Annotated in this window: 21 protein-coding genes; 10 read left to right on the top strand and 11 right to left on the bottom strand. The window is 61.1% G+C overall.

Annotation, left to right across the window (positions count from 1 at the left end; translation table 11 throughout):
- Positions 1-24: 24 nt before the first annotated feature.
- Positions 25-651: a TetR/AcrR family transcriptional regulator gene (locus QMA15_RS03390; RefSeq protein ID WP_019746303.1), complete on the top strand. Its 627-nt coding sequence runs from the start codon at positions 25-27 to the stop codon at positions 649-651.
- A gap of 6 nt (positions 652-657) precedes the next feature.
- On the opposite strand, the gene QMA15_RS03385 is transcribed toward QMA15_RS03390, so the two are convergent.
- The 3 genes from QMA15_RS03385 to QMA15_RS03375 form a co-directional block, all read right to left on the bottom strand.
- A complete protein-coding gene (locus QMA15_RS03385) occupies positions 658-1,098 on the bottom strand; it encodes a PAS domain-containing protein (protein WP_003943598.1) in 441 nt (146 codons plus the stop codon).
- A 111-nt stretch (positions 1,099-1,209) separates the two neighbouring features.
- Positions 1,210-1,950 carry an ABC transporter ATP-binding protein gene (locus tag QMA15_RS03380; RefSeq protein ID WP_141488012.1) on the bottom strand — a complete coding sequence of 247 codons (741 nt, stop codon included), beginning with the start codon at positions 1,948-1,950 and terminating at the stop codon, positions 1,210-1,212.
- Positions 1,947-2,993, bottom strand: a complete 1,047-nt coding sequence (locus QMA15_RS03375) for an ABC transporter permease (protein ID WP_181447565.1) — start codon at positions 2,991-2,993, stop codon at positions 1,947-1,949. Before QMA15_RS03375 ends, QMA15_RS03380 begins: the two co-directional genes overlap by 4 nt.
- A 114-nt stretch (positions 2,994-3,107) precedes the next feature.
- Here QMA15_RS03375 and QMA15_RS03370 point away from each other — a divergent pair, with 114 nt between their 5' ends.
- From QMA15_RS03370 to QMA15_RS03355, 4 genes are all read left to right on the top strand, one after another.
- Positions 3,108-4,310, top strand: a complete 1,203-nt coding sequence (locus tag QMA15_RS03370; protein WP_021332670.1) for a sensor histidine kinase — start codon at positions 3,108-3,110, stop codon at positions 4,308-4,310.
- The gene (locus QMA15_RS03365; RefSeq protein ID WP_019746299.1) at positions 4,307-4,924 is read left to right on the top strand and encodes a response regulator transcription factor; all 618 of its coding nucleotides are present in this window, start codon (positions 4,307-4,309) and stop codon (positions 4,922-4,924) included. Before QMA15_RS03370 ends, QMA15_RS03365 begins: the two co-directional genes overlap by 4 nt.
- Positions 4,925-5,237: 313 nt before the next feature.
- A complete protein-coding gene (locus QMA15_RS03360; protein ID WP_290283674.1) occupies positions 5,238-6,476 on the top strand; it encodes an HNH endonuclease signature motif containing protein in 1,239 nt (412 codons plus the stop codon).
- 144 nt (positions 6,477-6,620) lie between these two features.
- Positions 6,621-7,436, top strand: coding sequence for a siderophore-interacting protein (locus QMA15_RS03355; protein WP_030536654.1), 816 nt, complete (start codon positions 6,621-6,623; stop codon positions 7,434-7,436).
- A 9-nt stretch (positions 7,437-7,445) separates the two neighbouring features.
- Here QMA15_RS03355 and QMA15_RS03350 read toward each other — a convergent pair whose 3' ends face one another.
- Entirely contained in the window at positions 7,446-7,874 is a 429-nt protein-coding gene (locus QMA15_RS03350) for a hypothetical protein (protein ID WP_290283672.1), read from the bottom strand.
- 115 nt (positions 7,875-7,989) lie between these two features.
- Between QMA15_RS03350 and QMA15_RS03345 the strand changes: the two genes are divergently transcribed.
- On the top strand, positions 7,990-8,970 hold the full coding sequence (locus QMA15_RS03345; RefSeq protein ID WP_290283671.1) for a proline dehydrogenase family protein: 981 nt from the start codon (positions 7,990-7,992) through the stop codon (positions 8,968-8,970).
- Here the strand turns inward: QMA15_RS03345 and QMA15_RS03340 are convergent.
- From QMA15_RS03340 to QMA15_RS03325, 4 genes are all read right to left on the bottom strand, one after another.
- Complete coding sequence (locus tag QMA15_RS03340; RefSeq protein WP_019746293.1) at positions 8,927-9,436, bottom strand: VOC family protein; 510 nt, start codon at positions 9,434-9,436, stop codon at positions 8,927-8,929. The genes QMA15_RS03345 and QMA15_RS03340 overlap by 44 nt on opposite strands.
- Positions 9,437-9,487: 51 nt before the next feature.
- Positions 9,488-10,888, bottom strand: a complete 1,401-nt coding sequence (gene lpdA, locus QMA15_RS03335; RefSeq protein WP_290283670.1) for a dihydrolipoyl dehydrogenase — start codon at positions 10,886-10,888, stop codon at positions 9,488-9,490.
- Positions 10,889-10,920: 32 nt separating this feature from the next.
- Entirely contained in the window at positions 10,921-12,180 is a 1,260-nt protein-coding gene (locus QMA15_RS03330; protein ID WP_290283669.1) for a dihydrolipoamide acetyltransferase family protein, read from the bottom strand.
- Positions 12,181-12,260: 80 nt separating this feature from the next.
- On the bottom strand, positions 12,261-14,441 hold the full coding sequence (locus tag QMA15_RS03325) for an alpha-ketoacid dehydrogenase subunit alpha/beta (RefSeq protein ID WP_029537334.1): 2,181 nt from the start codon (positions 14,439-14,441) through the stop codon (positions 12,261-12,263).
- 440 nt (positions 14,442-14,881) lie between these two features.
- Here QMA15_RS03325 and QMA15_RS03320 point away from each other — a divergent pair, with 440 nt between their 5' ends.
- From QMA15_RS03320 to QMA15_RS03310, 3 genes are read left to right on the top strand one after another with little or no spacing between them, the layout of a single operon-like run.
- Positions 14,882-15,595 (top strand): GntR family transcriptional regulator, encoded by a 714-nt coding sequence (locus tag QMA15_RS03320; protein ID WP_256065318.1) that lies wholly within the window; start codon positions 14,882-14,884, stop codon positions 15,593-15,595.
- Positions 15,596-15,610: 15 nt separating this feature from the next.
- A complete protein-coding gene (locus QMA15_RS03315; RefSeq protein WP_019746288.1) occupies positions 15,611-16,348 on the top strand; it encodes an SDR family NAD(P)-dependent oxidoreductase in 738 nt (245 codons plus the stop codon).
- Between the two features lie 60 nt (positions 16,349-16,408).
- Positions 16,409-17,770: an MFS transporter gene (locus tag QMA15_RS03310; RefSeq protein WP_256065317.1), complete on the top strand. Its 1,362-nt coding sequence runs from the start codon at positions 16,409-16,411 to the stop codon at positions 17,768-17,770.
- A gap of 55 nt (positions 17,771-17,825) precedes the next feature.
- Here QMA15_RS03310 and QMA15_RS03305 read toward each other — a convergent pair whose 3' ends face one another.
- The 3 genes from QMA15_RS03305 to QMA15_RS03295 form a co-directional block, all read right to left on the bottom strand.
- Entirely contained in the window at positions 17,826-18,269 is a 444-nt protein-coding gene (locus QMA15_RS03305) for an SRPBCC family protein (protein ID WP_019746286.1), read from the bottom strand.
- Between the two features lie 3 nt (positions 18,270-18,272).
- On the bottom strand, positions 18,273-19,826 hold the full coding sequence (locus QMA15_RS03300; RefSeq protein ID WP_003943578.1) for a succinic semialdehyde dehydrogenase: 1,554 nt from the start codon (positions 19,824-19,826) through the stop codon (positions 18,273-18,275).
- Between the two features lie 78 nt (positions 19,827-19,904).
- The gene (locus QMA15_RS03295; RefSeq protein ID WP_070384749.1) at positions 19,905-21,221 is read right to left on the bottom strand and encodes an MFS transporter; all 1,317 of its coding nucleotides are present in this window, start codon (positions 21,219-21,221) and stop codon (positions 19,905-19,907) included.
- Positions 21,222-21,292: 71 nt separating this feature from the next.
- Here QMA15_RS03295 and QMA15_RS03290 point away from each other — a divergent pair, with 71 nt between their 5' ends.
- The gene (locus tag QMA15_RS03290; protein ID WP_019746284.1) at positions 21,293-22,264 is read left to right on the top strand and encodes a helix-turn-helix domain-containing protein; all 972 of its coding nucleotides are present in this window, start codon (positions 21,293-21,295) and stop codon (positions 22,262-22,264) included.
- The last annotated feature ends 16 nt before the right edge of the window (positions 22,265-22,280 follow it).

The following is a 22,280-nucleotide window of genomic DNA, read 5'->3' as shown; positions in this document are numbered from 1 at the left end:
CGACTCTAGAGTTAAACTCTAATCATGACTGAGGTTCTTCGGGAAGACACGTCGGCGCGGCGCAAGATCATCGAGGCAGCGCGGGAAGTTTTTGTCGATCCCGGCTACGCGGCCGCCACGATCAAACAGCTTGCCGCGGCGGCGGGCGTGTCGGTGCAGAGTGTCTATTTTGTGTTCGGCAACAAGCCGAGCGTGCTGTCAGCACTGCTCGACGTGGCCGTTGCGGGCGACGAGGAAAAGACGGCAACTCTCGACCGTCCGTGGGTGGCGGCAGCACTAGGCGCCCCACATCCACTCGGGCAACTCCGGATTCAGGTTCACCACGGACGGCTCATTCTGGAGCGCACCGCAGACATCCTGTTGGCACTGCGGGCTGCCGCTTCCGCCGACGAGGACGCCGCCCGCCTGTGGCAAATCAACCGCACTCAGCGACGCACGGTGCAGGAACATCTGATGGTCGGCATAGTCGAAAAAGCGCCAACCGTCGACCTCGAGACAGCCGTGAACGTCGCACTCACGCTGCTCAGTCCCGAGACGTACACAGACCTCGTGGTCGGCGCGGGTTGGACCGGCCAAAAGTACGAAGAATGGGTGGTCAACACCCTTGCCGCCACCCTGGGCCTGGACCGAACCGTCAAATCCCGGAAGTAGCTGGGACTACTTGGTGGGCTTGTCGTCGATGTGCCGTGGGTTGTTCCACAGGCGTTCCGTCAGATCGTGAAGGACGGCGAGGGTGATCGTGTCGTCGTCCCGTCGGAGCAGAGACTGACTGACCGTCGCGCGCACCAACGTGGAGTCGGAGTGCACGAACTCCTTGACCGAGCCCGGCTCGGAACTCAGTTCACGATGAGCCTGCTCGGCACTGACGTCGTCGGCATCCTTGTCGTAGAGAATGTCCTGCAAACGCAAAGCCGAGACGGCCTTCTTGGGATATCCCAGCATGTCAGCGAAGGACGGGTTGGCAAAAACGATGCTGCCGTCGCGGTGAACGGCCATGACCGGCACCGGAAGCCTGTCGAGGAGAATCAGAGCAGGCATCTGCTCCAGATCCGCAATCGGCGATTGTGGCGGCTGCGCAACATTGCGGCGGCGTTCCATAACACGTCCTCTCAAGTTGCCCGAGTCGACAACAGTCTAACTGCCCAGCAAATCGCGGGTTGACTTCCCGCCCGGATGCAGTGACGAATGCCCGAATCGTGCCCGCCTGAGTTACGCCGCGAGCGCCTCCTGGTCCTCCGCCAAGGAACCGTCAACAACACGATAGACAGTATCCATCCGAGACAGGTGACTTCGGTCGTGTGTCACGAGAAGGGTTGCCGCCTCGCGTTCCCGCACCACCCCGATGATCAGATCCATGACAGCGGCACCGCGCTCCTGATCGAGCGCGCTGGTGGGCTCGTCGACCACCAGAAGCTGCGGATCGTTCATCAATGCTCGCGCGAGATTGACGCGCTGTCGCTGCCCACCCGACAGCTGAGACGGTCGTTTTCCGCTCTGATCCGCGAGCCCGACAGCGTCCAGCAAATCCATCGCTTTTGATTTCACGGCCTTGCGACGGGTCCGTGACGTGAAAACGGACTGCCCCAGATGCGCCATCACCTCGAGCTGCTCCAGAGCCGTCAACGACGACACGAGGTTCGACTGTTGGAAGACGATCCCGATCGACGAGCGTCGCAGCTCCGACGCCGCCCGCCGACTCAGCGCCGCGATGTCGGTGCTGCCTTCCGGCGTGCGGAGATAGACGTGCCCGGAATCCGGACGGATCAGGGTCGACGCCACCGCCAACAGGCTGGACTTGCCTGAACCCGAAGGTCCGGTGATCGCGGCGATCTCGCCGCGGTGCAGTCGCAGAGACACGTCGTCCAGCGCCGTCACCCGCGATTGCCCGTCGGGAAATGTCAGATCGACGTTCTGGATGTCGAGAACTGTGGTGCCGGTTGTGACGGTCATCGTGCGCTCCCCAATGCTGTGAGTGGATCGGTGGTCGAGAGGAATCGAAGTGCAAAGGCCGCGCCGAGCAGACCGAGCCCGATCAATGCCACGGCAGGTACGACGGTGGTCGATGCGTCCAGGACAAACGGCATGGCGTCTCCGATCAGCGAGCCGGCCACGGCCGTCAGCCCGATTCCGGCGGTGACGCCGGCAATCAGGACGATGAGCGCCTGGCCCAGTGCGTCGCGCACGAGAGAACCGGTGGTCGCGCCGAGCGCTTTCAACGTCGCGATGTCCGGGGTTCGCTGGATCGTCCACACCGTGAAGAACGCACCGATCACCAGGGCCGAGATCGCGAACAACATGAGCGTCATCAGCGTCAACGACCCGTTTTCCGACTTGTACGAACCGATCGCGTCGAGCGAACCGCTGACCGTCGTCGACGTCGTCGCGGCTGACTTGTCCGTTGCGGAAGCGTCGGAGGCTCCGGTGACAGCCAGTACTGTCGCAACTCCGCCGCGTGGATTGGCCGCCTGCCAGTCACCGAGCGTCATCCAGACGACGGGCGAATGGCTGTACCAGTCGTCACCGCGAACGTCGCTGACGGTGAACTGCTGCGTACCGACGCTCACCTGATCGCCGGCGCCCGCCCCCAGATCGCGGGCGGCACCTTCGCTCAACACCACCGTGCCTGACGCCGACGGCGTCACGTCACCGAAACCGCCGTCAGCACCGAACAGGGCCACCGACTTCTGATTTCCGTCGGCCAATCCTGCCTTGCCGCGGCCGATTCCGATGGGGTCGACATCCTTCGCGGCCCCGGCCCAGGCGTTGACCTGGTCCTGTGTGAGCGCCGATTCGTCGAACGACGCCCCAGCTCCGGTGTCTGCAAACACCACCGTGTCGGCATTCATGGCCTCGATGGCCGACACGTTCTGATGGCGAAGTCCTGCAGTCAACCCGCTGAGAAAACTGACCAGAAGTGCAACCAACAGAACCACGACGGAGATCAGCGCGAAACGACCTCGCGCTGCCCGTAAGTCCCTCATTGCGACAAACACTGTGAATTCCTTTCCTGTGCTTGCCTCTACGCTCTCGCGGATGCAGACTCTTACCATCGCACCTCGGATCGACATTCCAGCGCTCGAAAGAACCATCCCGGTTTACAACTTTTGATGGATGAACCAGGCCCGAACCTCGCTAAGCTGGGCGAGATGCACCGATCTCCGCTCACGCCTGTCTTCGCCGGCCTACAACTGGGCCTGCATGTCCTTGTCATGGCGCTGGCCGGTGTGGTGTTTCTTCGAGCGCTGATCGACGAATCCGACCTGACCGCAACAATCATCGCGTTGGCCGTGATCTTTGTTGCCGTCTATCTTTTCGGGGTTGCCAAAAGGCTGCGCGGCAACGCTGCCCGCTGGTGGCTGGCCGTGCTGACCCTCGTCTGGATCGCGACGATGGCGGTATCCGCCGACGCCGCCTACCTCGCGTTCGGACTCTTCTTCCTCTATCTCCATATTCTGCGGCGCCCCTGGAGCCTGCTGGCCGTCACCGCGGCAACGGCTGTCGCCGTGATCGGCACCGGATTGCATCGCGGGTGGACAGTGGCCGGCGCCGTCGGACCGATCATCGGCGCCGCCGTAGCCGTTGCTATCGGTCTCGGATACCAAGCGCTGTACCGGGAGGCAGCCGAGCGCGGTCGTCTCATCGACGAATTGATGAACACCCGTGAAGAATTGGCGTCGACGTCTCGCGATGCCGGAAAATTCGCCGAACGTGAAAGGCTCGCGGCCGAGATCCACGACACCGTGGCCCAAGGACTTTCGAGCATCCAGATGCTCCTCCACGCTGCCGAACGCGCCGATCCGGAGAGCCCGGCCATCCGACAGATCAGCCTCGCACGGGAAACTGCAGCGGACAGTCTTGCCGAAACCCGCCAACTCATAGCCGAATTGACACCCGCGGCCCTGGACGGTCAGTCGCTCGCCGATGCGCTTCGTCGAATCTGTGAACGCGCGAGCAGTCCCGAACTGGAAGCGCGATCCGTGGTCGAGGGTGAGGCAATCCGGCTGCCGATGCCCCTCGAAGCAACCCTGGTGCGCATCGCCCAGGGTGCGGTGTCCAATGTTCTCCGCCACGCGGATGCAACCAGAATGGCTGTGACACTGACGTATTCCGACAACACCGTCAGCCTCGACGTGGTCGACAACGGCCGCGGCTTCGACGTGGAAGTTCTCGAACGTGGACCGGCGGAATCTTTTGGCCTCAACGCAATTCGACGACGCGTCGAACTGCAGGGCGGAACGTTCTCCATCGAGTCGGAGCCGGGACACACGGCCGTCGCGGTGACCTTTCCCCTCGATGTCGGTGAACAGTGATCCGCCTGCTGCTCGCCGACGATCACGCGATCGTGCGCGCCGGGCTGCGAGCGCTGCTCGAAAGCGAATCCGACATCGAGGTGGTCGGCGAAGCAGGGACCGCCGAGGAAGCCATAGCCTTCTGCGCCACCACGCCGGTCGACCTCGTGCTCATGGACCTGCGGTTCGGGCCAGGCAAGACCGGGGTCGACGCCACCCGCGCGGTATGCGCGCTGCCGAATCCGCCGCACGTACTCGTTGTGACCAACTACGACACGGACGCGGATATCTTGAGCGCCGTCGAAGCCGGAGCCAGCGGCTATCTACTCAAGGACACACCCCCGGTCGAGTTGCTGTCGGCCGTCCGCGCCGCTGCGAGCGGGGACAGCGTTCTCTCCCCTGCCATCGCGTCGAAGCTCATGACTCGGGTACGCAAACCCGAAACCAGCCTTAGTCCAAGGGAAATCGAAGTGCTGAAGTTGGTGGCGGCGGGTCGATCCAACCGAGAGATCGGTAAAGAACTTTTCCTGAGCGAGACCACGGTCAAATCGCATCTGGTCCACATCTTCGGCAAGTTGGGCGTGAAGTCGCGGACGTCGGCGGTAGCTCGTGCGCGGGAGCTGGGTTCGATCTGAGGCTTTGGACAATTCAAGCGGGGCAAATTGAGGTCGCCAACCAAACTGGACTAGTACCAGGGCCCAACATGACCGATCAACACCTTCGCCGCCAACGTTCTCAGTCGGACAGTCTGATACGCCGAATTCTAAAACAAATGCATAGAAACGCCAACGCACGAACCGGCGCTCTCTCGCCACGAGCGAATACGCGGGTGGAGTGAAAAACTTGCTCGAATACTGATGCATTTCAACAATTCTCAAACTTCTACGGTTACCGAAGTTGTCCGTTTTGTCTCTGGTTATCGAAAGTTTGTTCGATTAGACTTTCGGTATGGACAGTCGGGAAGCATGGCAGCTGGATGGCGAGGACCTCAAGAGTGAGGTTCTCGATCTGGTGCGCGCCCGGCACGAGTTGCAGTCGCGGATGGTGTTGCTGATCGTGGAGATGTTTTCCCGTGAGGTTCTCGGCGGGAAGGGTTTTCGGGCGATCGCGCAGTGGTTGCATGGTTCGACGAATTTGGAGATCGGTGAGTGCAGTCTGCTGGTCGGGTTGGCGCGGTTGTTGATGCTCGAACCTGTTGTGGCGGATGCGTTTCACCGGGGTGATGTTGATGCGTTGAAGGCCCGGCAGGTGGCGTCGTTTTGTCAGCATCCACCGAAGAACATGACCCCGGCGGATGTGGACAAGGCCCGCGGGATCTTGTTGTCGTTGGCGTCGAGGAACATTGCGGATTGTGATGCGGTGCGGGCAGCGATCCGCCGAATCGAGAAGCAGTACGGAAAACGCGAGGACGGCGTTCCGGTCGGGGAAGATTCCGAACGCAACGAGTTCTACGCCTCGAAAGGCTTGTACGGGCGGGTCACTGTGAAGGGCGATCTGGATGCGGTCAACGGGGCACGGTTGATCACGTTTCTGTCGAGCCTGTCCGCTCCGACACCGGAGAAAGACGGTGTCAAGGACACCCGCACGCCTGCATTACGACGGGCGGACGGGTTCTGCGAACTGTTGCGCCGGTACGAGCGAGCGGGGTTGGGTCCGATCGAAGGCGGCGTGAAACCACACATCACGGTCACCGCGTCCGCGAAAGACATGACGGACCTTAAAGTTCTGAAAGACCTGTTGCCGTCCACCGAGGAGTTGGGGTTCGCGTGGACGGATTGGGTGGGCCCGATCAGTATCGACACCGCACGGATGCTCGCCTGCGACTGCACCGTCACCCGGATCCTCCTGGACGAGAACGGTGTTCCGCTCGACTGCGGCAAGGAAGCGAGAACAGCAACGGTGCCGCAGCGGCGGGCTCTTGCGGTTCGGGATGGCGGTTGTGCGTTTCCAGGGTGTGGGACTCCGTCGGGGTGGTGCGATGCCCACCATATTGTTCACTGGGGTGATGGTGGCCCAACAGATCTCGACAACCTGATCTTGTTGTGCGGTCACCATCATCGGACACTGCACCACACCGAATGGCGGGTCGAGATCGGCCCCGATCGGAAGACGGTGTTCTATCCACCGATGTCCGTTGATCCGTATCAGCAGCCGATCGGCGGGAACAGCCCGCCGACAGCCGCCTGAACGGCCATAACTGAAAATGCCAGCGTATGCACCGGGGAATAACCATGCCTCGGGGCATACGCTGGCGTTTTCAGCTGCTTTCGATGTCCGTCTTGCGACAGCATCTGTCTCCACTTCGACACGCAGGACCAATAGGGTCGAGGCATGTCTTTCTGCGAACCCGCCCGCGTTGTCACCGTCACGTCCCTGACCCCGCACATGCGGCGAATCAGCATCGAGGCAGAAGGTGACTGGCACTGGCCGACCGGCGGACAAGGCGACGAGCGCATCGATATTGCGTTCCCGAAACCCGGTGAAACAGAAGCAGATTACGACTACTTCAACAATCCCGACTACGGCAAGGCCGATCTCGGAACCGAGCCACCGTGGCGGCACTACACCGTGCGCAAGGTGCACGACGGCGGCCGACGTCTGGACATCGACTTCGTCGTGCACCCTGGCGGTATTGCAGCGGATTGGGCCCTGCGGGCCGAACCAGGTCACCTACTAGGCGTCTTCTGGTCGGACAGTTCGCGGTCCCACTACCAAGCACCGGCGGGTCCTCGCTGGCAGTTGCTGGTCGCAGACGCCACGGGTCTCCCCGGACTGGGCAGGATTGTTGAAGAACTTCGAGAGGGCGATGTCGCACAGGCGATCATCGAGGTCGAAACCGAAGAGGATCGACAGGAATTTGTCACTCGCGGCGACGTCACGTACACGTGGCTCGTGGGGAGTGGCCTCGGAAAGGCGCCGAGCGCGCTGTTCGAAGCTGTGGAGAAGGTCGAGTTTCCCGAATCCGAATCGGCCGACGTCTACGCGTGGGTGGCGTGCGAAAGCGCAACCAGCCGTCGTATTCGTAAGCATCTGAGGGAAGTTCGAGGAATTGCTCGCGACAAGCACAATGTTGTCGGGTACTGGCGAGAGGGCGCCGACGGCCACGTTTCCGGCATGAACAGCGAGGAAGTCACCGTCGGCGCCTGAGCGCCGTGATCACTCTGCCGGCAGTGTGTCGGTAGATTCTGCGTGAGCCTGCTGCACGTCAGCCGGCTTTTCCGCCAGCATCTCGAACAGTGCACGGCGTGCCTCGGCAAGAATTGCCTCTGCCTTGGCGACCTGCTCAGCGGTCCCACCTGCGGCTACCGCGACAGCGGCACCTCGGAGTAGACCCATCGCGGGACGGAGCGCTGCGCCGGCTTCACCAAAGCCCGGCCAACCGTGTCCGCGCTGGTCGGGACGACCAAATCCGCGCTGACCTTCGCGACCGCGTCGGCCTTCGGGGCGTCCTTCTGCTCGGTCTTCGAAGCGACCCTCGGGGCGCTCTCCATCGAATCCTCGACGGAAACCGTGTCCGCGATGCGGGCCTCGGCGGCCATGCTCGCGACGTTCTTGCATTTCTGGGTTGTTGTGTGGGGCGTACATGTTGTCCTCCTGGGCTGTCTGTGTTTGTTTGACGTATCGACGATATATCGACAATAGATCGAACGCAAGGGTCTGGAGAATAATTCCCGCACCCTCGTCCGGATACGCTGAAGCCGTGAACACGGATCTACAAGCCCAGGCCGCAGACGTCCTACGCCGCCTCGCACTCGACGAATCCCTGAAAGAACGCACCATGGCGGACGCTGCGACTGCAGCTCTCGCACGGAAAGTCGCCGCTCGCTACATCGGCGGCGAAACCATCGACGACGCTTTCGACCGCCTCCCCTCGATCTTCGCGCGAGGACACAAGGCGAGCATCGAATACACCGGGGAAAGCGTCCGGGATCCCGAGCTCGCGAACGCCGAAACCGATGTTTTCGTGGAACTCGCCGAACGAATCGGCACGTCGGGTGTCGAGAGCACCGTGTCGTTCGACCTCTCGCACATCGGCTTGGTAATCGATCCGGAGCAGTGCTTTCGCAATGTCGTGCGCCTGGCCGAGGCCACGGAACGCGCAGGTGCCGAGCTGATCATCTCCGCCGAAGCGTCCGATCGCACCGACCTGGTCCTCGACATGCACGCGCGGCTGGCCGAGCGCTTCACTCACGTGGGGATCACCGTTCAGGCCCGACTGCACCGGACCGCAAAGGATCTCGCCGCTCTGCTGGACCGACCCGGCCGCATCCGTCTCGTGAAGGGCGCCTTCCTCGAAGCCGAATCCGTCGCCTACCCGCGCGGTAGTGCCGAACTGCGCAGCGCGTATCTCGACTACGCAGCCCGAATTGTCGAATCGGGTCACCAGGTTTCCATCGCGACGCATGACCGCGACATCCTCGAAGCATTACGCGCCGAGCATGATTCGAAGCTCAGAGCCGACCACGTGGAGTTCGAGATGCTGCTTGGTCTCGGTACCGAGCAACTGGACGCACTCCGAGCCGCGGGCTTCACCACACGCGAATACGTCATCTTCGGAACACAGTGGTGGCTGTACGTACTCAATCGCATCGCCGAAGAGCCGGAGCGTGTCTACACCGCGCTCATCGACGCGGCTTCTACAGAACCTCGGATGGTCGTCGGATCGATGGAACCTCGATGAGCTCGACAATCGCGCCGACCGAATCCTGAGTGTCGTAGTACGCAAAACCTCCGTCCCCGTTCGCCCCATAGCCGTACCCCGACTGAATCAAATCGACGTCGTGTTCCGCCATTTCGATCATCGCGTCCTTGATCGACGGGACGACAAAACCCAGATGGTGCAATCCGAAACCGTGACGCGATTGCCATTCGTGGTACGAGCTGGGGCCTTCGAGGAGTTCGATCAGCTCGATTTGGGGACCGACACCGACAAAAGCCAAGCGCATGCCGAACCGTCCTTCCTCACCTCGGTAGCTCAACTCCGGAACGTTGTCGGGCCCATACGTGTAGATCGACCAATCGTCTCGGCCGAGAATGCCGCTCCACAGCGCAACGGCCGATTCCAGATCAGGCACAATCATGGCGATCTGTGCCACCGCGTTTCCCCGCAGGGGCTCAGGGAGCGAGTCTGCCTTGACGCCTATCACTTGCCACTCCTCGTTCGGTTCGGTTATCGGACCAATTCAACAGCAGTCCGTTCACAGATTGATCATGTGTCCGGCAAGCCCGTGGAAAGCCTCCTGCAGCGCCTCACTCAGTGTCGGGTGAGCGTGAACGTTGCGTACGAGGTCTTCAACTGTCAGTTCGAATTTCTGAGCGAGCGTCAGCTCTGGCAATAACTCGGTCACTTCCGGTCCGATCAGATGTCCACCGAGCAACTCACCGTACGTATCGTCGCTGATCAGCTTCACGAACCCGACAGCATCCCCTAGACCATGCGCCTTGCCGTTGGCACTGAACGGAAAGGTAGCCACCTTGACATCCCAGCCCATGGTGTCGGCCTTGTCCCTCGCTTGCTGCTCCGTCCATCCGAAGCTGGCAACTTGGGGTTGGCAGAAAGTTGCGCGGGGAATCATTGGGTAGTCGACAGGGACGGTGTCTACGCAGGCAATCGTCTCAGCCGCGACCACGCCCTGGGCCTCTGCGACGTGAGCGAGCATCAACTGTGCGGTGACGTCGCCGATTGCGAAGATTCCGGGCACTGAAGTACGCATGTACTCGTCGACCATCACGGCTCCTCGCTCGGTCAGTTCGACGCCTGTCGTCTCGAGGCCGTAGCCGTCGGTCCGCGGAACAAATCCGATCGCTTGGATCACCTTGTCCGTGAGCAGCGTTCGCGCCTCGCCACCCTGCCTCACTACTACCTTGACCTGGCCACCCGAATCGACGATCTCCTCCACCCCAGTGGAAACCAGAATCGTGATCCCGGATTTCTTGTATCGCTTCGACAGTTCGGCAGATACATCCGCATCTTCCAGCGGAAGGATCCGCTCTGCGTACTCGACCAGCGTGACGTCAACTCCGAAACTGTTCAGGACATAGGCGAATTCCACACCGATCGCTCCTGCACCGGCGATGACCACGCTCTTCGGCAGCTCGCGAGTGAGAATCTGCTCCTCATACGTGACTACATTGTCGCTGCGAGTCGTGCCTGGAAGTAGCCGTGGCTCTGCTCCACTGGCGATAATCACGTTGTTGAAAGTTATCGTCGCGGAATCGACCCCCGATACCTCAAGGGTATTCGGTCCACGAAATACGCCGCGACCGTTGTACTGCCGAATACCGTTCTTCTTCATCAGGTAATTGACGCCCTTGGTTCGGCCGTCCGCAACAGATCGACTGCGGTCGAACGCAACCCCGAAGTCAACCGAAGTGACACCTTCGATTCCGAACATCGAGGCTCCGTCGGTCACCAGGTGCGCAATCTCCGCGTGCCGTAGCAGTGCCTTCGACGGAATGCATCCGACGTTCAGACATACGCCACCCCAGTACTTTTCCTCGACCACAGCAGTGGAGAGCCCCAACTGCGCGGCCCTGATGGCCGCAACGTAGCCACCGGGCCCAGCTCCGAGTACGACCACGTCGTAGTGTGAATTCATACCTGTGCCTCCCACTTTCTCGCGATGTCTGCTCAGCCGAAGATCTGGATCGGGTTCTCGAGAACTGTGGTGAAATGCTTCATCCACTTCGCGGCGATCGCCCCGTCGATCGGACGATGATCAACCGAGAGAATCACTCGTAGGACCGTCCCGACCTCCAGCCGTCCCGCCACGACAACGGGCTGCTCGGTCGCTGCTCCAATTGCAAGAATCGACGATTGAGGAGGGTTGATTATGGCCGAAAATTCCTCGACCCCGAACATCCCGAGGTTCGAGATCGTCGTCGACCCACCTTCGAGTTCGTCCTGCCGAATCTTCCCTGCACCTGCTCTCGCTACTAAATCTTTTGTAGCGCTAGCAATTTCGGAAATGGACATGGCGTCGACCCCGCGCAGAACGGGAGTAAGCAATCCGCGATCGGAATCTATCGCGATCGAAATATCCACCTTGGCAAAGGTTCTCACTGCGTCTTCGACCCAGATCGAGTTCATCTCCGGCACCAGCGTATGCGCCTTCGCCATCGCTTTGATCAACAGATCGTTGACCGACACCTTGGAAGCGCTGACTTCGTTGAGCTGCCTGCGCGCCTCCAGCAACGCATCGACCCGAGCAGAACCAGAGATGTAGAAATGGGGCTGTGTCTGCTTACTCGATGTCAGCCGAGCAGCAATTGCACGCCGAAGTCTCGTGTGCGGTGTGTCCGTGAAGGCAGAGCCATGGCCCTTGACACCAGCGTCCTTGACACCAACATCTTTCACTGCGACGGCCTGTGCCGAAGCGCCCTTTACTGCTATTGCGGCATCGACATCGTTACGTACGACGCGTCCGTTCGGGCCCGATCCCACGATGTCACCGAGGTTCAGCCCTGCCGATTCCGCTAGGCGTCGCGCCAAGGGACTCGCGAAAATTCGCGGCGCCCTCTCATCGGCCACTTTCTCGCCCGGCACGGTCGGAGGCGACGTACCGTCGGGTTCGTCTACAGCATTGGATGTTTCAGGCTTGGCAGAGCACCCATGGGCATCACGGACCCCGAGCTCGGCCAGCAATGCCGCAATATCCTTTACGACTTCGCCCCGATCAGCGAGGACGGCGATCGGTGCACCGACCTCGACGGATGTCCCTGGTTCGACGAATGTGTGTACAAGTACACCCGCGGACTCGGCCTCGATCTCAACCGTCGCTTTGTCCGTTTCGAGAACGGCCAACGGTTCGTCGACATCGAATTCCGAATCGACAGCAAGCGGCCACTCGGAGAGGATTACGGTGGTAGCTCCGGCTGCCACCTCTGGCATGCGCAGTAATGTCGCCATGGCGGTTGATTGCTCCTAGAGAATTTCTGCCGATGAGGGTAAGTGGGTTCGGTTCGGTCGCTTCACGATCGAGTGATCCTCTTCAACGCTTCGACCACTTCATCCGTCTGTGCAATTGCCGCACGTTCGAGCACTTTGCTGATGCTCGGCGATGCCTCAGACCCCGTCACTCGCTGGATGGGCTGATCAAGCCAATCGAAGAATCGGCGCTGGATTTCATCACTGAGCCAGCCGCCGTATGACGTTCCGTATGCTCCTTGCTCAGCGATGACCACGTTGTTGGTCTTTCTGATGCTTTCGCCAATGGTGTCCCAGTCGATACTCGCTTGGTCGAGCCAACGGAGATCGATGACCTCGGCATCGACTGTCCCGATTTCATCCACTGCCTCGAGGCAATGCCCCACCATCGACAGGTAGGAAATGATCGTGAGATCGCTTCCGCGCCGACGCACTGCGGCCTTCCCGACCGGCAGGAAGTAGTCGTAGTCATCGGTCGGCGCCTGGCCGCTCGTGCCATATAGGTCTACGTGCTCGATGACCACCACCGGGTCGTTGCATTGCAAAGCGCTGTTCATCAAGCCGATGTAGTCGTACGGCGTGGACGGTGCGACGATGCGCCATCCCGGGGCAGTTGCAAACACGCCGGCAGGGTCCATGGAATGTTGCGAGCCGTAGCCGGTCCCCATAGCGACCTTGCTGCGCAATACGAATGGAACGTTGCTGTCCCCTCCGAACATGTGTCGCGCCTTTCCGATCTGATTGAAGATCTGGTCGGCTGCCACCCACATGAAATCGGCGTACATGAATTCGACGACTGGTTTGTACCGTCCGTCCAATGCGATTCCGCCACCGAGGCCTGCGAACGCATTCTCACTGATCGGAGTGCCGAGCACTCTGCCCGGGTATCGATCAGCCAATCCTTTTGTAGCGCCGTTCGTTCCGCCCTTCAAGCGATGAATGTCCTCACCCATCACGACGATGGAGTTGTCGGCGTCCATGCGACGGTCCATTACCTCCGCCACGACGTCGATGAACTTCCGATCGACCATCTCGCCGGCGAACTCCTCCGGCTCGACGAATCGGGCACCCCCGAACTCACTGAGATCACCACGTATCCCGACATCGACGAAGTTCACATCCGGCCATTCCGATGCCTTGATTCTGGCCTCGCCAGGCTTGCCCCCTGGCACTGTTTCCAGCAGCTCGCCACCGATCTCCTGCATTACTCGGGAGGCTTGCGCGACCGCCTTGGCTACGTCGGCTTCCGTCAGCAGCTTCCGACGGACTACTTGATCGGTGAGCAGACGAAGCGGATCGCGCTTTTTCCAGGCCTTTTCTTCGTCCTTCGTGCGATAGCCGAAAGCGCTGCCCGGGAATGGACCGTTCTGGTGAAAGAAGCGGTAGACATCAGCTTCGATGATCGTCGGGCCCTTACCCGAACGCATATGGGTGAGGGCCTCCTGCATCGCGAGGTGGACCGCAAGTGGGTCCATACCGTCAACCTTCCAACTAGGAATGTTGAACCCGAGCCCGCGTGCCGACAATCGCGGTTCACCGGTCGCTTCCGCGACATGTGTGGAAACCGCATATTGGTTGTTCTCGATGAAGAAGCAGATCGGAAGATCCCATGCCGCTGCCAGATTGAACGATTCGAGTACCGAACCGATGTTGACCGCGCCATCACCGAAATAGGTTACTGCGACGGCATCGGTTCCTGCCTGACGGTGCGCCCAGGCAAACCCTGCAGCTTGCGGTACCCCGCCTCCGACGATCGCATTCGTACCCATCGCGCCGGCTTCTTTCCACTGCAGGTGCATGGACCCGCCACGACCACGGCAGTAGCCGCGCGACAGACCACAGATCTCTGCGAGGCTGCGGGTCAGTACGGTACGGACCTCTGGCGAGAGTTCAGCGGTCGGATCCAAACCGTCGACAGCCACATGGGCCAGCGCCTTGGCAAGGAACTGATGATGTCCGCGGTGGGAACCGTTGATGGAGTCAGCGGATGTGAGGCCGACGATCGACCCCACAGCCCCACCCTCTTGTCCGATGCTGGAGTGGGCCGGACCGTGGATCAGTCCCTTCCCCGCCAACTCCAGGACGTATTCCTCGAAGGATCGGATCAAGATCGTCTGAGCCAGCATCGTGGCGAGAAGCGACGGGGCGGCCGCATCCCAGTCCTTGTTCGATGTTGCCAGTTCCACCCATGGTGATGCTGCGGTGAGTTTCTTGTGCGTGGTCATAGTCAGTCTCCGGATCAGGCCTTTGGACGGCCAAGCTTTGGCAGCGCGTCTGGACAGCGCGGAGGGACTCGCGCGGGGCGGTCCACTTTCCGTGTTGGGCTCACATTGCCATCGAATGGATCCATTCGCAAACCCGACCAGGTCTCTATCGGAAGCAAATGTGGCCTGCCCCACTTGACGAACTGGTGCAACACCGCGCAGCATACGAGCTGTGAGTTTTGTCCGGCATGCAAACTTAAGCGATTGGATCCAAAGCGGTGAAGCATTCGACCCAGATCGCAACCGCGGTCAAACATGCAAACAGGCACAATTGGATCCAATCCGCGACACGGATCATCCCGAACACCATCACGCATGTCCGCAGTGAACAATGAACTCCGGCACCCGCTCGATCCGTGGCCGAGCAGAACTGCGCCCGTCCCCCATCTCGAGGAGCACCGTTGTCCGAAGCCGATTCTGCGAACGGCCCCACCACGGTCGCGAGCCACCGCATCGCTGCCCATATCCGCGAAGACATACTTTCCGGACGCCTACTCCCCGGAGTTCGAATCCGCCAGGAGGAGATAGCCGAACGACTCGGCGCGAGTCGACTACCGGTGCGAGAAGCGCTGCGCATGCTCGAATCCGAAGGCCTGGTCGAACTGAAGGCGAACAGCGGCGCGTGGGTGTCCTCGATGGATATGCAGGAATGCGATTTCGTGTATCGCATTCGCGAACGTATCGAGCCCATGGCGCTGGCGGAGAGCATCCCGCATCTGAACAGCAGTGTGCATGATCGACTCTGGAGTATCCAGGAAGAGATCGAAGCCAACGAGGACGTAGACCGATTCCTGGTACTGGACCGGGAGTTGCATCTACTCACTTACAGCGGTTGCGAGATTCCTCAGTTGATAACTATGGTGACGCGGTTTTGGAATACCACTCAGCATTACCGTCGGGCATATGCCCGACTGACGGGTCCCGATCGAACCTGGGTCATCAACTACGAACATCGCTTACTGATCGAAGCCATCGTGCGCAAAGACGAGATCGATGCCGAACGGTGCCTGACCGGCCACATACGAAGAACCAGAACCGAATTAACCAAGCATCCCGAACTTTTCGACAGCACCCATCCTGATTCTTCGCCGGGAGGTTCGTCGAAAGTGCGCTGATCAAAGGAAAGCGACTTGTACGACTTCACCGATCGCACCATTGCAATATCCGGAGCCGCAGGCGGAATTGCCAGGCAGGTATCCGAGCAGATGTACGCAGCAGGGGCGAATCTGGTACTCGGCGACCTGGATACACAAGCACTCTCCGCAATCAGAGCCTCCCTGGATCCTGACGGAAATCGTATAGCGACAACCGAACTCGATGCTGCTTCACCTGAAAGCAATGATCACTTCGTTGCGGTTGCGCAAAGGCATTTCGGGGGGATCGACCATCTGATCGTCGCTGCGGGGATCTATCCCGAACAGTCAGTGGAGTTGATGACCGACCAGCAATGGCGGACGGTCATGTCCGTCAACCTCGACGGGGCAATGTATTTGACACGCGCCGCCATTCCGGTGATGCGTGACGGCAGCTCGATCGTCAATCTGACATCCATGGCAGGCCATCGCGGCAGTCGAAATCACGCTCACTACGCGGCGTCAAAAGGTGGACTACTCGCTTTCACTCGCAGTCTCGCTTGGGAACTGGGCGGATCGATCCGAGTCAATGCAGTATCGCCCGGCATCATCGAAACACCGATGACTGCAAATTTGGTCAACAGCCAAAACGACCACCTCATCCGTTCGACGCCGATGGGCCGATTCGGCCGCGCCGCCGAGGTTGCTTCCGTGGTCGGGTTCTTGTGCAGTCCAGCCGCGAGTTTCGTGCACGGCGAAGTGATTCATGTGAACGGCGGACTCCATATGGGCTGAACGCCCATATCCAGCGAACTTGTTGAACGACAAACATACTGACATCTCGAGAAGGCTCACATGAACAGCTCTGCACCTCCGGAAGAAACCCCCGCACTAGATCGCGCCCGTTCGCTCCGGGCAGCCGTGTCCGGAAACATCCTCGAATGGTTCGATTGGACTCTGTACGCAATCTTCTCCACATACCTGGCCTCGAACTTCTTCGATGACAGCGATCCCACTTCTGCCCTGCTGTCGACACTTGCGGTGTTCGCAGTCGGATTCGTGGCGAGGCCGTTCGGTGGCCTTGTCTTCGGGCGCCTGGCGGACCGCAAGGGTCGAAAATTCACGATGGTGCTCACGATGTGCCTGATGGCCGTTGCAAGCCTGGCAATTGCATTGATCCCGAGCTACGAGAGCATTGGGGTGTGGGCGTCGCTCGCGCTCTTGATTGCACGTCTGACGCAGGGCCTCGCGCATGGAGGGGAGGCCGGCGTTTCCTACACCTACGTCGGTGAGATCTCGCCTCGAGATCGCCGAGGTCTCTGGGGCAGTTCGGTATTCACGGCTGTCACCTTCGGAGTAATGCTGGCGACTCTCGTCGCAGCATTGTTGACGGGGATCCTCGGAAAAGACGACATGAGCAGATACGGATGGCGAATTGCTTTCGCCATCGGGGCCGTACTCGGTCTCTACGCATTGTTCTTGCGTCGTGCAGCATCCGAATCGCCTCACTTCGAAGAGAATTCGGATTCTGCAGCCACGGCACCTCCGATCGCACGAAAGGACATTGTCAAGATCGGTGTGCTGATTCTCATGCTGTCTGCGGGGCAGAACGCGGCCTACTACACTTGGGCCACCTTCGCGTCAGCGTATGCAATTTCAGCGAAGGGAATGGATCCCAACGGAGCCTTCATTGCAAGCTTGCTTGCCCAACTCGTTGTGCTGGCACTACTTCCACTCTCGGGTCACCTCTCGGACAAGTACGGTCGGCGTACCATGGCGGCAGCCTTCGGCATCTCCGGCGCTGTCCTCGTACTGCCGATCGCGGCTATCCTTACCGCCCAGCCGTGGACCTTGTTCGTGACGCAGGCGATGGGATTGGCGGTATGGTGCTGCGCGTCCGCGATGTATCCGGCGCTCATGTCCGAACTCGTCCCGACCCGTGCACGCGCGATGGGAGTCGGCTTCGCTACCTCGCTGTCCGTTGCGATCTTCGGCGGTACGGCGCCATACCTGAACACCTGGTTGACCTCGCGAGATCTCGGATGGGTGTTCTCTGTGTACGTCGGAGCACTGTGCCTGCTCTCCCTTATTGCCGCCTTGATCATGAAGGAGACCAAGGGAATCGACCTCCGTACGGTCGGAACGCCTTTCCGCAATGCCGGCAAGAACGAGAATCGGGTGTCGACTTCCGACATCGGCGAGTTGTCGAACAGATAGAGACAAAACAGTGGGGCTGCACTCGAATCGAGTGCAGCCCCACTTGTGTATGTTTCTAGCTCTCCAGAAACGCCTTGATGCGCGCCAGAGTGGTTTCCATTCCGGTCTGCATCAGCTGATCTCGACCCCGACCGAGTAGGCCGCTACCCGACATCATGCGGACGTAAAGCGCAGGCGTCGCATAGATCTCACGAGTCTCGGTAAGCACGGTGCCCGTTCCCGAAGGCTCGAGCACGTACGTCCACCGAGCCTTCGGCTCGTCCGATTCGAAGGAGAACTTCCGGCAGTCGACCACGTCGACCACCGTGCAGTGCGTGCTCCACCGAATCAGGCCGTGCTTGTTGGTGCCCTTGAACTTTGCACCCACAGTGCCCGGAGTTCCGGAAGTCCATGTTCCACCGGTGTTTTCAGGGCTGAAGCGACCCATACCTTCGATGTCGCTGACAACCTTCCACACCGATACCGGAGTTGCCTCGATGTACGCGCTGGCGGTTTCCACCCGTTACCGGCCCGGAACCCAGGACATGATCTTGATGGCGTGAGGCATGAGCTTTGCCCACACCTTGGCCGGAAGTCCGCGCGGTCCACCGAGATTCATGACGCGGGTGGTGGCAACGGTCTGCGGCTCGGTGTACTTGATCAGCCCCTCGGCGCCGTGACGACGACCGACGCCCGAGACACCCATGCCGCCCATCGGTGCTGCGGTACTGCCCCAGGTGGGTGCGTAACCCTCGTCGACGTTGACGGTGCCGGCGTGGATGCGCGCTGCGATGGCTTCGCCGGCAGCCTTGCTTCCCGCCCACACACTGGCGTTGAGGCCGTACTCGGTGTCGTTGGCCGCAGCGATGGCCTCTTCGACGTCCTTGACGGGGTAGATCGAGACGAGCGGCCCGAAGGTCTCGTCGCGGTAGCACTCGGCGTCTTCGGGAACCCCGGTGAGCAGCGTGGGCTCGTAGAACAGCGGTCCGATGTCCGGGCGGGCCTTGCCGCCGGCAATGACGGTGGCGCCCTTGACCACTGCGTCGTCGACATGCGCGGAGATTGCCTTGACCTGGGCCTCGGAGACGAGGCTGCCCATCTCGATTCCGAATTCGTAACCAGCGGCGAGGTTCATCTTCTTGACGCGGTCACCGAACATACGGATGAACTCGGGTGCGATGGACTCTTCGACGTAGATGCGCTCGATGGAGATGCACAGCTGACCGGAGTTGGAGAAGCACGCACGCACAGCGGCGTCGGTGACCTCGCGCAGGTCTGCGCCGGCCGCGACGATCATCGGGTTCTTGCCACCGAGTTCGGCGGAGAAGCCGATCAGTCGACGGCCGGCCTGCTCGGCGAGGAGCTGACCGGTCGCGGTGGAACCGGTGAACATGAGGTAGTCGGTGTTCTCGACCAACGCGGTGCCCACGACGGAGCCCGGTCCGGGAACCACGGCGAAGAGGTCGCGGGGCAGTCCCGCCTTGTAGAGCAGTTCGACGCAGGCGAGCGCGCAGTACGGCGTCTGGCTGTCCGGCTTGAGGACAACGGCATTGCCCGCGAGCAGCGCGGCGATGGCGTCGGACACGGCCAGCGTCATCGGGTAGTTCCACGGCGAGATGACGCCGACGACACCCTTCGGCTGGTAGCGGACGACGGTCTTCGTCAGACCCGGAAGCATGCCGGAGACGCGACGCGGACGCAGCAGCTTCGGAGCCACACGTGCGTAGTGACGCGACGTCATCGAGATGTCGAGGACTTCTTCCTGAGCTGCGGTACGCGACTTTCCGGTCTCGGCCTGAGCCATGTCCATGAGGGCGTCGCGGTTCTCGAGGATGAGGTCGCGGTAGCGGTGGAAGACGGCGGCGCGGTCGAGGACGGAGCGCTTGGCCCATTCCTTCTGGGCGACGCGGGCACGGGCGATGGCCGCAAGTGCGTCGTCGGCGGTGCCAACGGGGATGGTCGCCAGCTCCTTGCCGGTGAACACCTCGGTGATGGACTTCGTCGGGCGATCGGCAACATTGTCGATGGCGATCAGATCGGCGAGCCGCGAGAAGGTCGCAGCGGACGGAGCAGGCATTTCAGTACCCCTACTGGTGAGTAGTTCTTGGAGTTACACACAACTTACCCCGTCGGTGGTACCGATCACAGTGCCGAATCAGACAGAGTCAACCAATACTGCCTCTTTCGGACGTTTTGCGATCAACAACGACATGACTGCAGCGATCGCGCAGAGCGCGCCGGCCACCAAGAATGCAGCGTCGTACGAGCCGATCTGATCACGAACGAGGCCGGCCAAGAAGGCCACCAGACCCGCGCCGATCTGATGAGATGCCAGCACCCAACCGAACACGATGGGGGCGTCGGCGCCGAAGTGCTGACGGCACAGCGCGACGGTCGGCGGAACCGTCGCCACCCAATCGAGCCCGTAGAAGATGACAAACGCGATCATCGGCGGATTCACGGTGTTGGCGAGCAGCAGCGGCAGGAAGAGCAGCGAGATTCCGCGGAAGAGGTAGTAGATGCCGAGAAGTTTTCGCGAGTCCATCCGGTCGGTGAACCAACCCGAAGCAATGGTGCCGACCATGTCGAGGATTCCGATCAACGCCAACAGGGACGCGGCCGTCGTGATCGGCATTCCGTGATCGTGCGACGCCGGGACGAAGTGCGTTCCGATCAGGCCGTTGGTGCTCGCGCCGCAAATCGCGAAGGTACCGGCGAGAAGCCAGAACACCTTGGTCTTCGACGCCATCACCAGCACCGAGATCGCCCGGCCTCCGGCGCCGCCGCGCTGGTAGACAGGCTTGGCGGGTGGGGCGTAATCGGCGGGCGCGCCGTACGGCGTCGTTCCCACGTCTGACGGATAGTTACGCAGGAACAGCAGAACGAACGGCACGACGGCCAGTGCGGCAAACGAAACTGTGAAGGCGACGCTCTTCCAGTCGTACGTTTCCGCGAGCTTCGCCAGGACGGGCAGGAACACCAGCTGACCGGCAGCACCACCGGCCGTCAGGATGCCGGTCACGAGACCACGCTTTTCGACGAACCAGCGATCGACGACGGTGGCGACAAACGCCAGCGCCATCGAACCCGTACCGAGGCCGACGAAGACACCCCACAGCAGAATGAGCTGCCAACTCGAGGTCATGAAGATCGTGAGACCACTGCCGAGCGAGATGAGCGCCAACGCCGAAGTGACGACCGCCCGGATACCGAACCTTTCCATCAGGGCAGCGGCGAACGGCGAGGTCAGCCCGTACAGGATCAGGTTGACCGAGACGGCGGCCGAGATGCTGGCGCGCGACCACCCGAAATCCTCGTGCAGCGGATCGATCAGCACCGATGGGGCAGCGCGGAAGCTCGCCGCACCGACCAATGCCAGGAATGCCACGATCGCGACGGACCACGCGCGGTGAAAGCGCGGGGGTCTCACCTGCTGCGGGCCCGATTCGGGGAGAGCGGTCTCAGAAGTCACAGAGAGAATTCTGCAGTTCGGATTCGATCGAGAACAGTGGCCAGATTGCCAATATATGAAAGGATCGAGCCATGTCTGGTCCGCATCGCGTCGTCGTACTGGCTCTGAACGGAGTCATTCCCTTCGAACTCGGGATCCCCGCGCGTATCTTCGGGCGTGCCATCGACGTCGAGGATCGGCCGCTGTACGAGATCCTGACGTGCACAATCGACGGCAATCCCGTGCGGACCGACGCTGACTTCAGCATTTCGGTCGACCATGGGAGCGAGTTGCTCGCCACCGCCGACACCGTCGTCATCCCGGCGTCGTACGAATTGGGCCCGGCCTTCGACGAGGGTTATCTCTCCCCCGAATTGGCCGCAGCATTCGAACACATCCGCCCGGGGACCCGGCTGGTCTCGATCTGCACCGGTTCGTACATCCTCGCCGCGGCCGGTTTGCTCGACGGACTCCGTGCTACGACGCATTGGCGCAACACCGACCATTTCCAGCGTGTCTATCCCAAGGTGAACGTGGATCCCGACGTGCTGTTCGTCGACGAAGGCCACATCCTGACCTCGGCCGGAGTGGCGTCAGGCGTCGATCTCTGTCTGCACATCGTCAGGCGCGACCACGGCATGGAAGTGGCGAACACCGTCGCGAGGCGTTGCGTCGTACCGCCGTGGCGCGACGGTGGCCAAGCGCAGTACATCCGCCGCCCACTGGCCGACAAGCCTTCGGAATCGACTGCCGACGCTCGGCACTGGGCCCTCGAACATCTCGGCGATCCGATCACGCTGGCAGACCTGGCGACGCGTGCAAACATGAGCGTCCGCACCTTCAGCCGTCGATTCCGCGACGAAGTCGGAACCACACCGAACCGCTGGTTGACCAGCAGACGCGTCGATCGGGCACGTGAATTGCTGGAGGAATCCGATCTGTCGATCGATGCAATTGCAGCTCGAACCGGCTTCGGGACTGCGACATCGATGCGTCAACACATGAACGAGGCGCTCGGCGTTTCACCGAGCGCCTACCGACGCACGTTCAAGGCACCGGCGTAAGCGGCAGTACCAGGCA

The sequence above is a fragment of the Rhodococcus sp. APC 3903 genome (assembly GCF_030407755.1).
In the GTDB taxonomy this organism is placed as follows: Bacteria; Actinomycetota; Actinomycetes; order Mycobacteriales; family Mycobacteriaceae; genus Rhodococcus_F; species Rhodococcus_F erythropolis.
The sequence above is the reverse complement of the archived record's forward strand: the minus strand, read 5'-3'. Positions and strand labels throughout refer to the sequence as shown.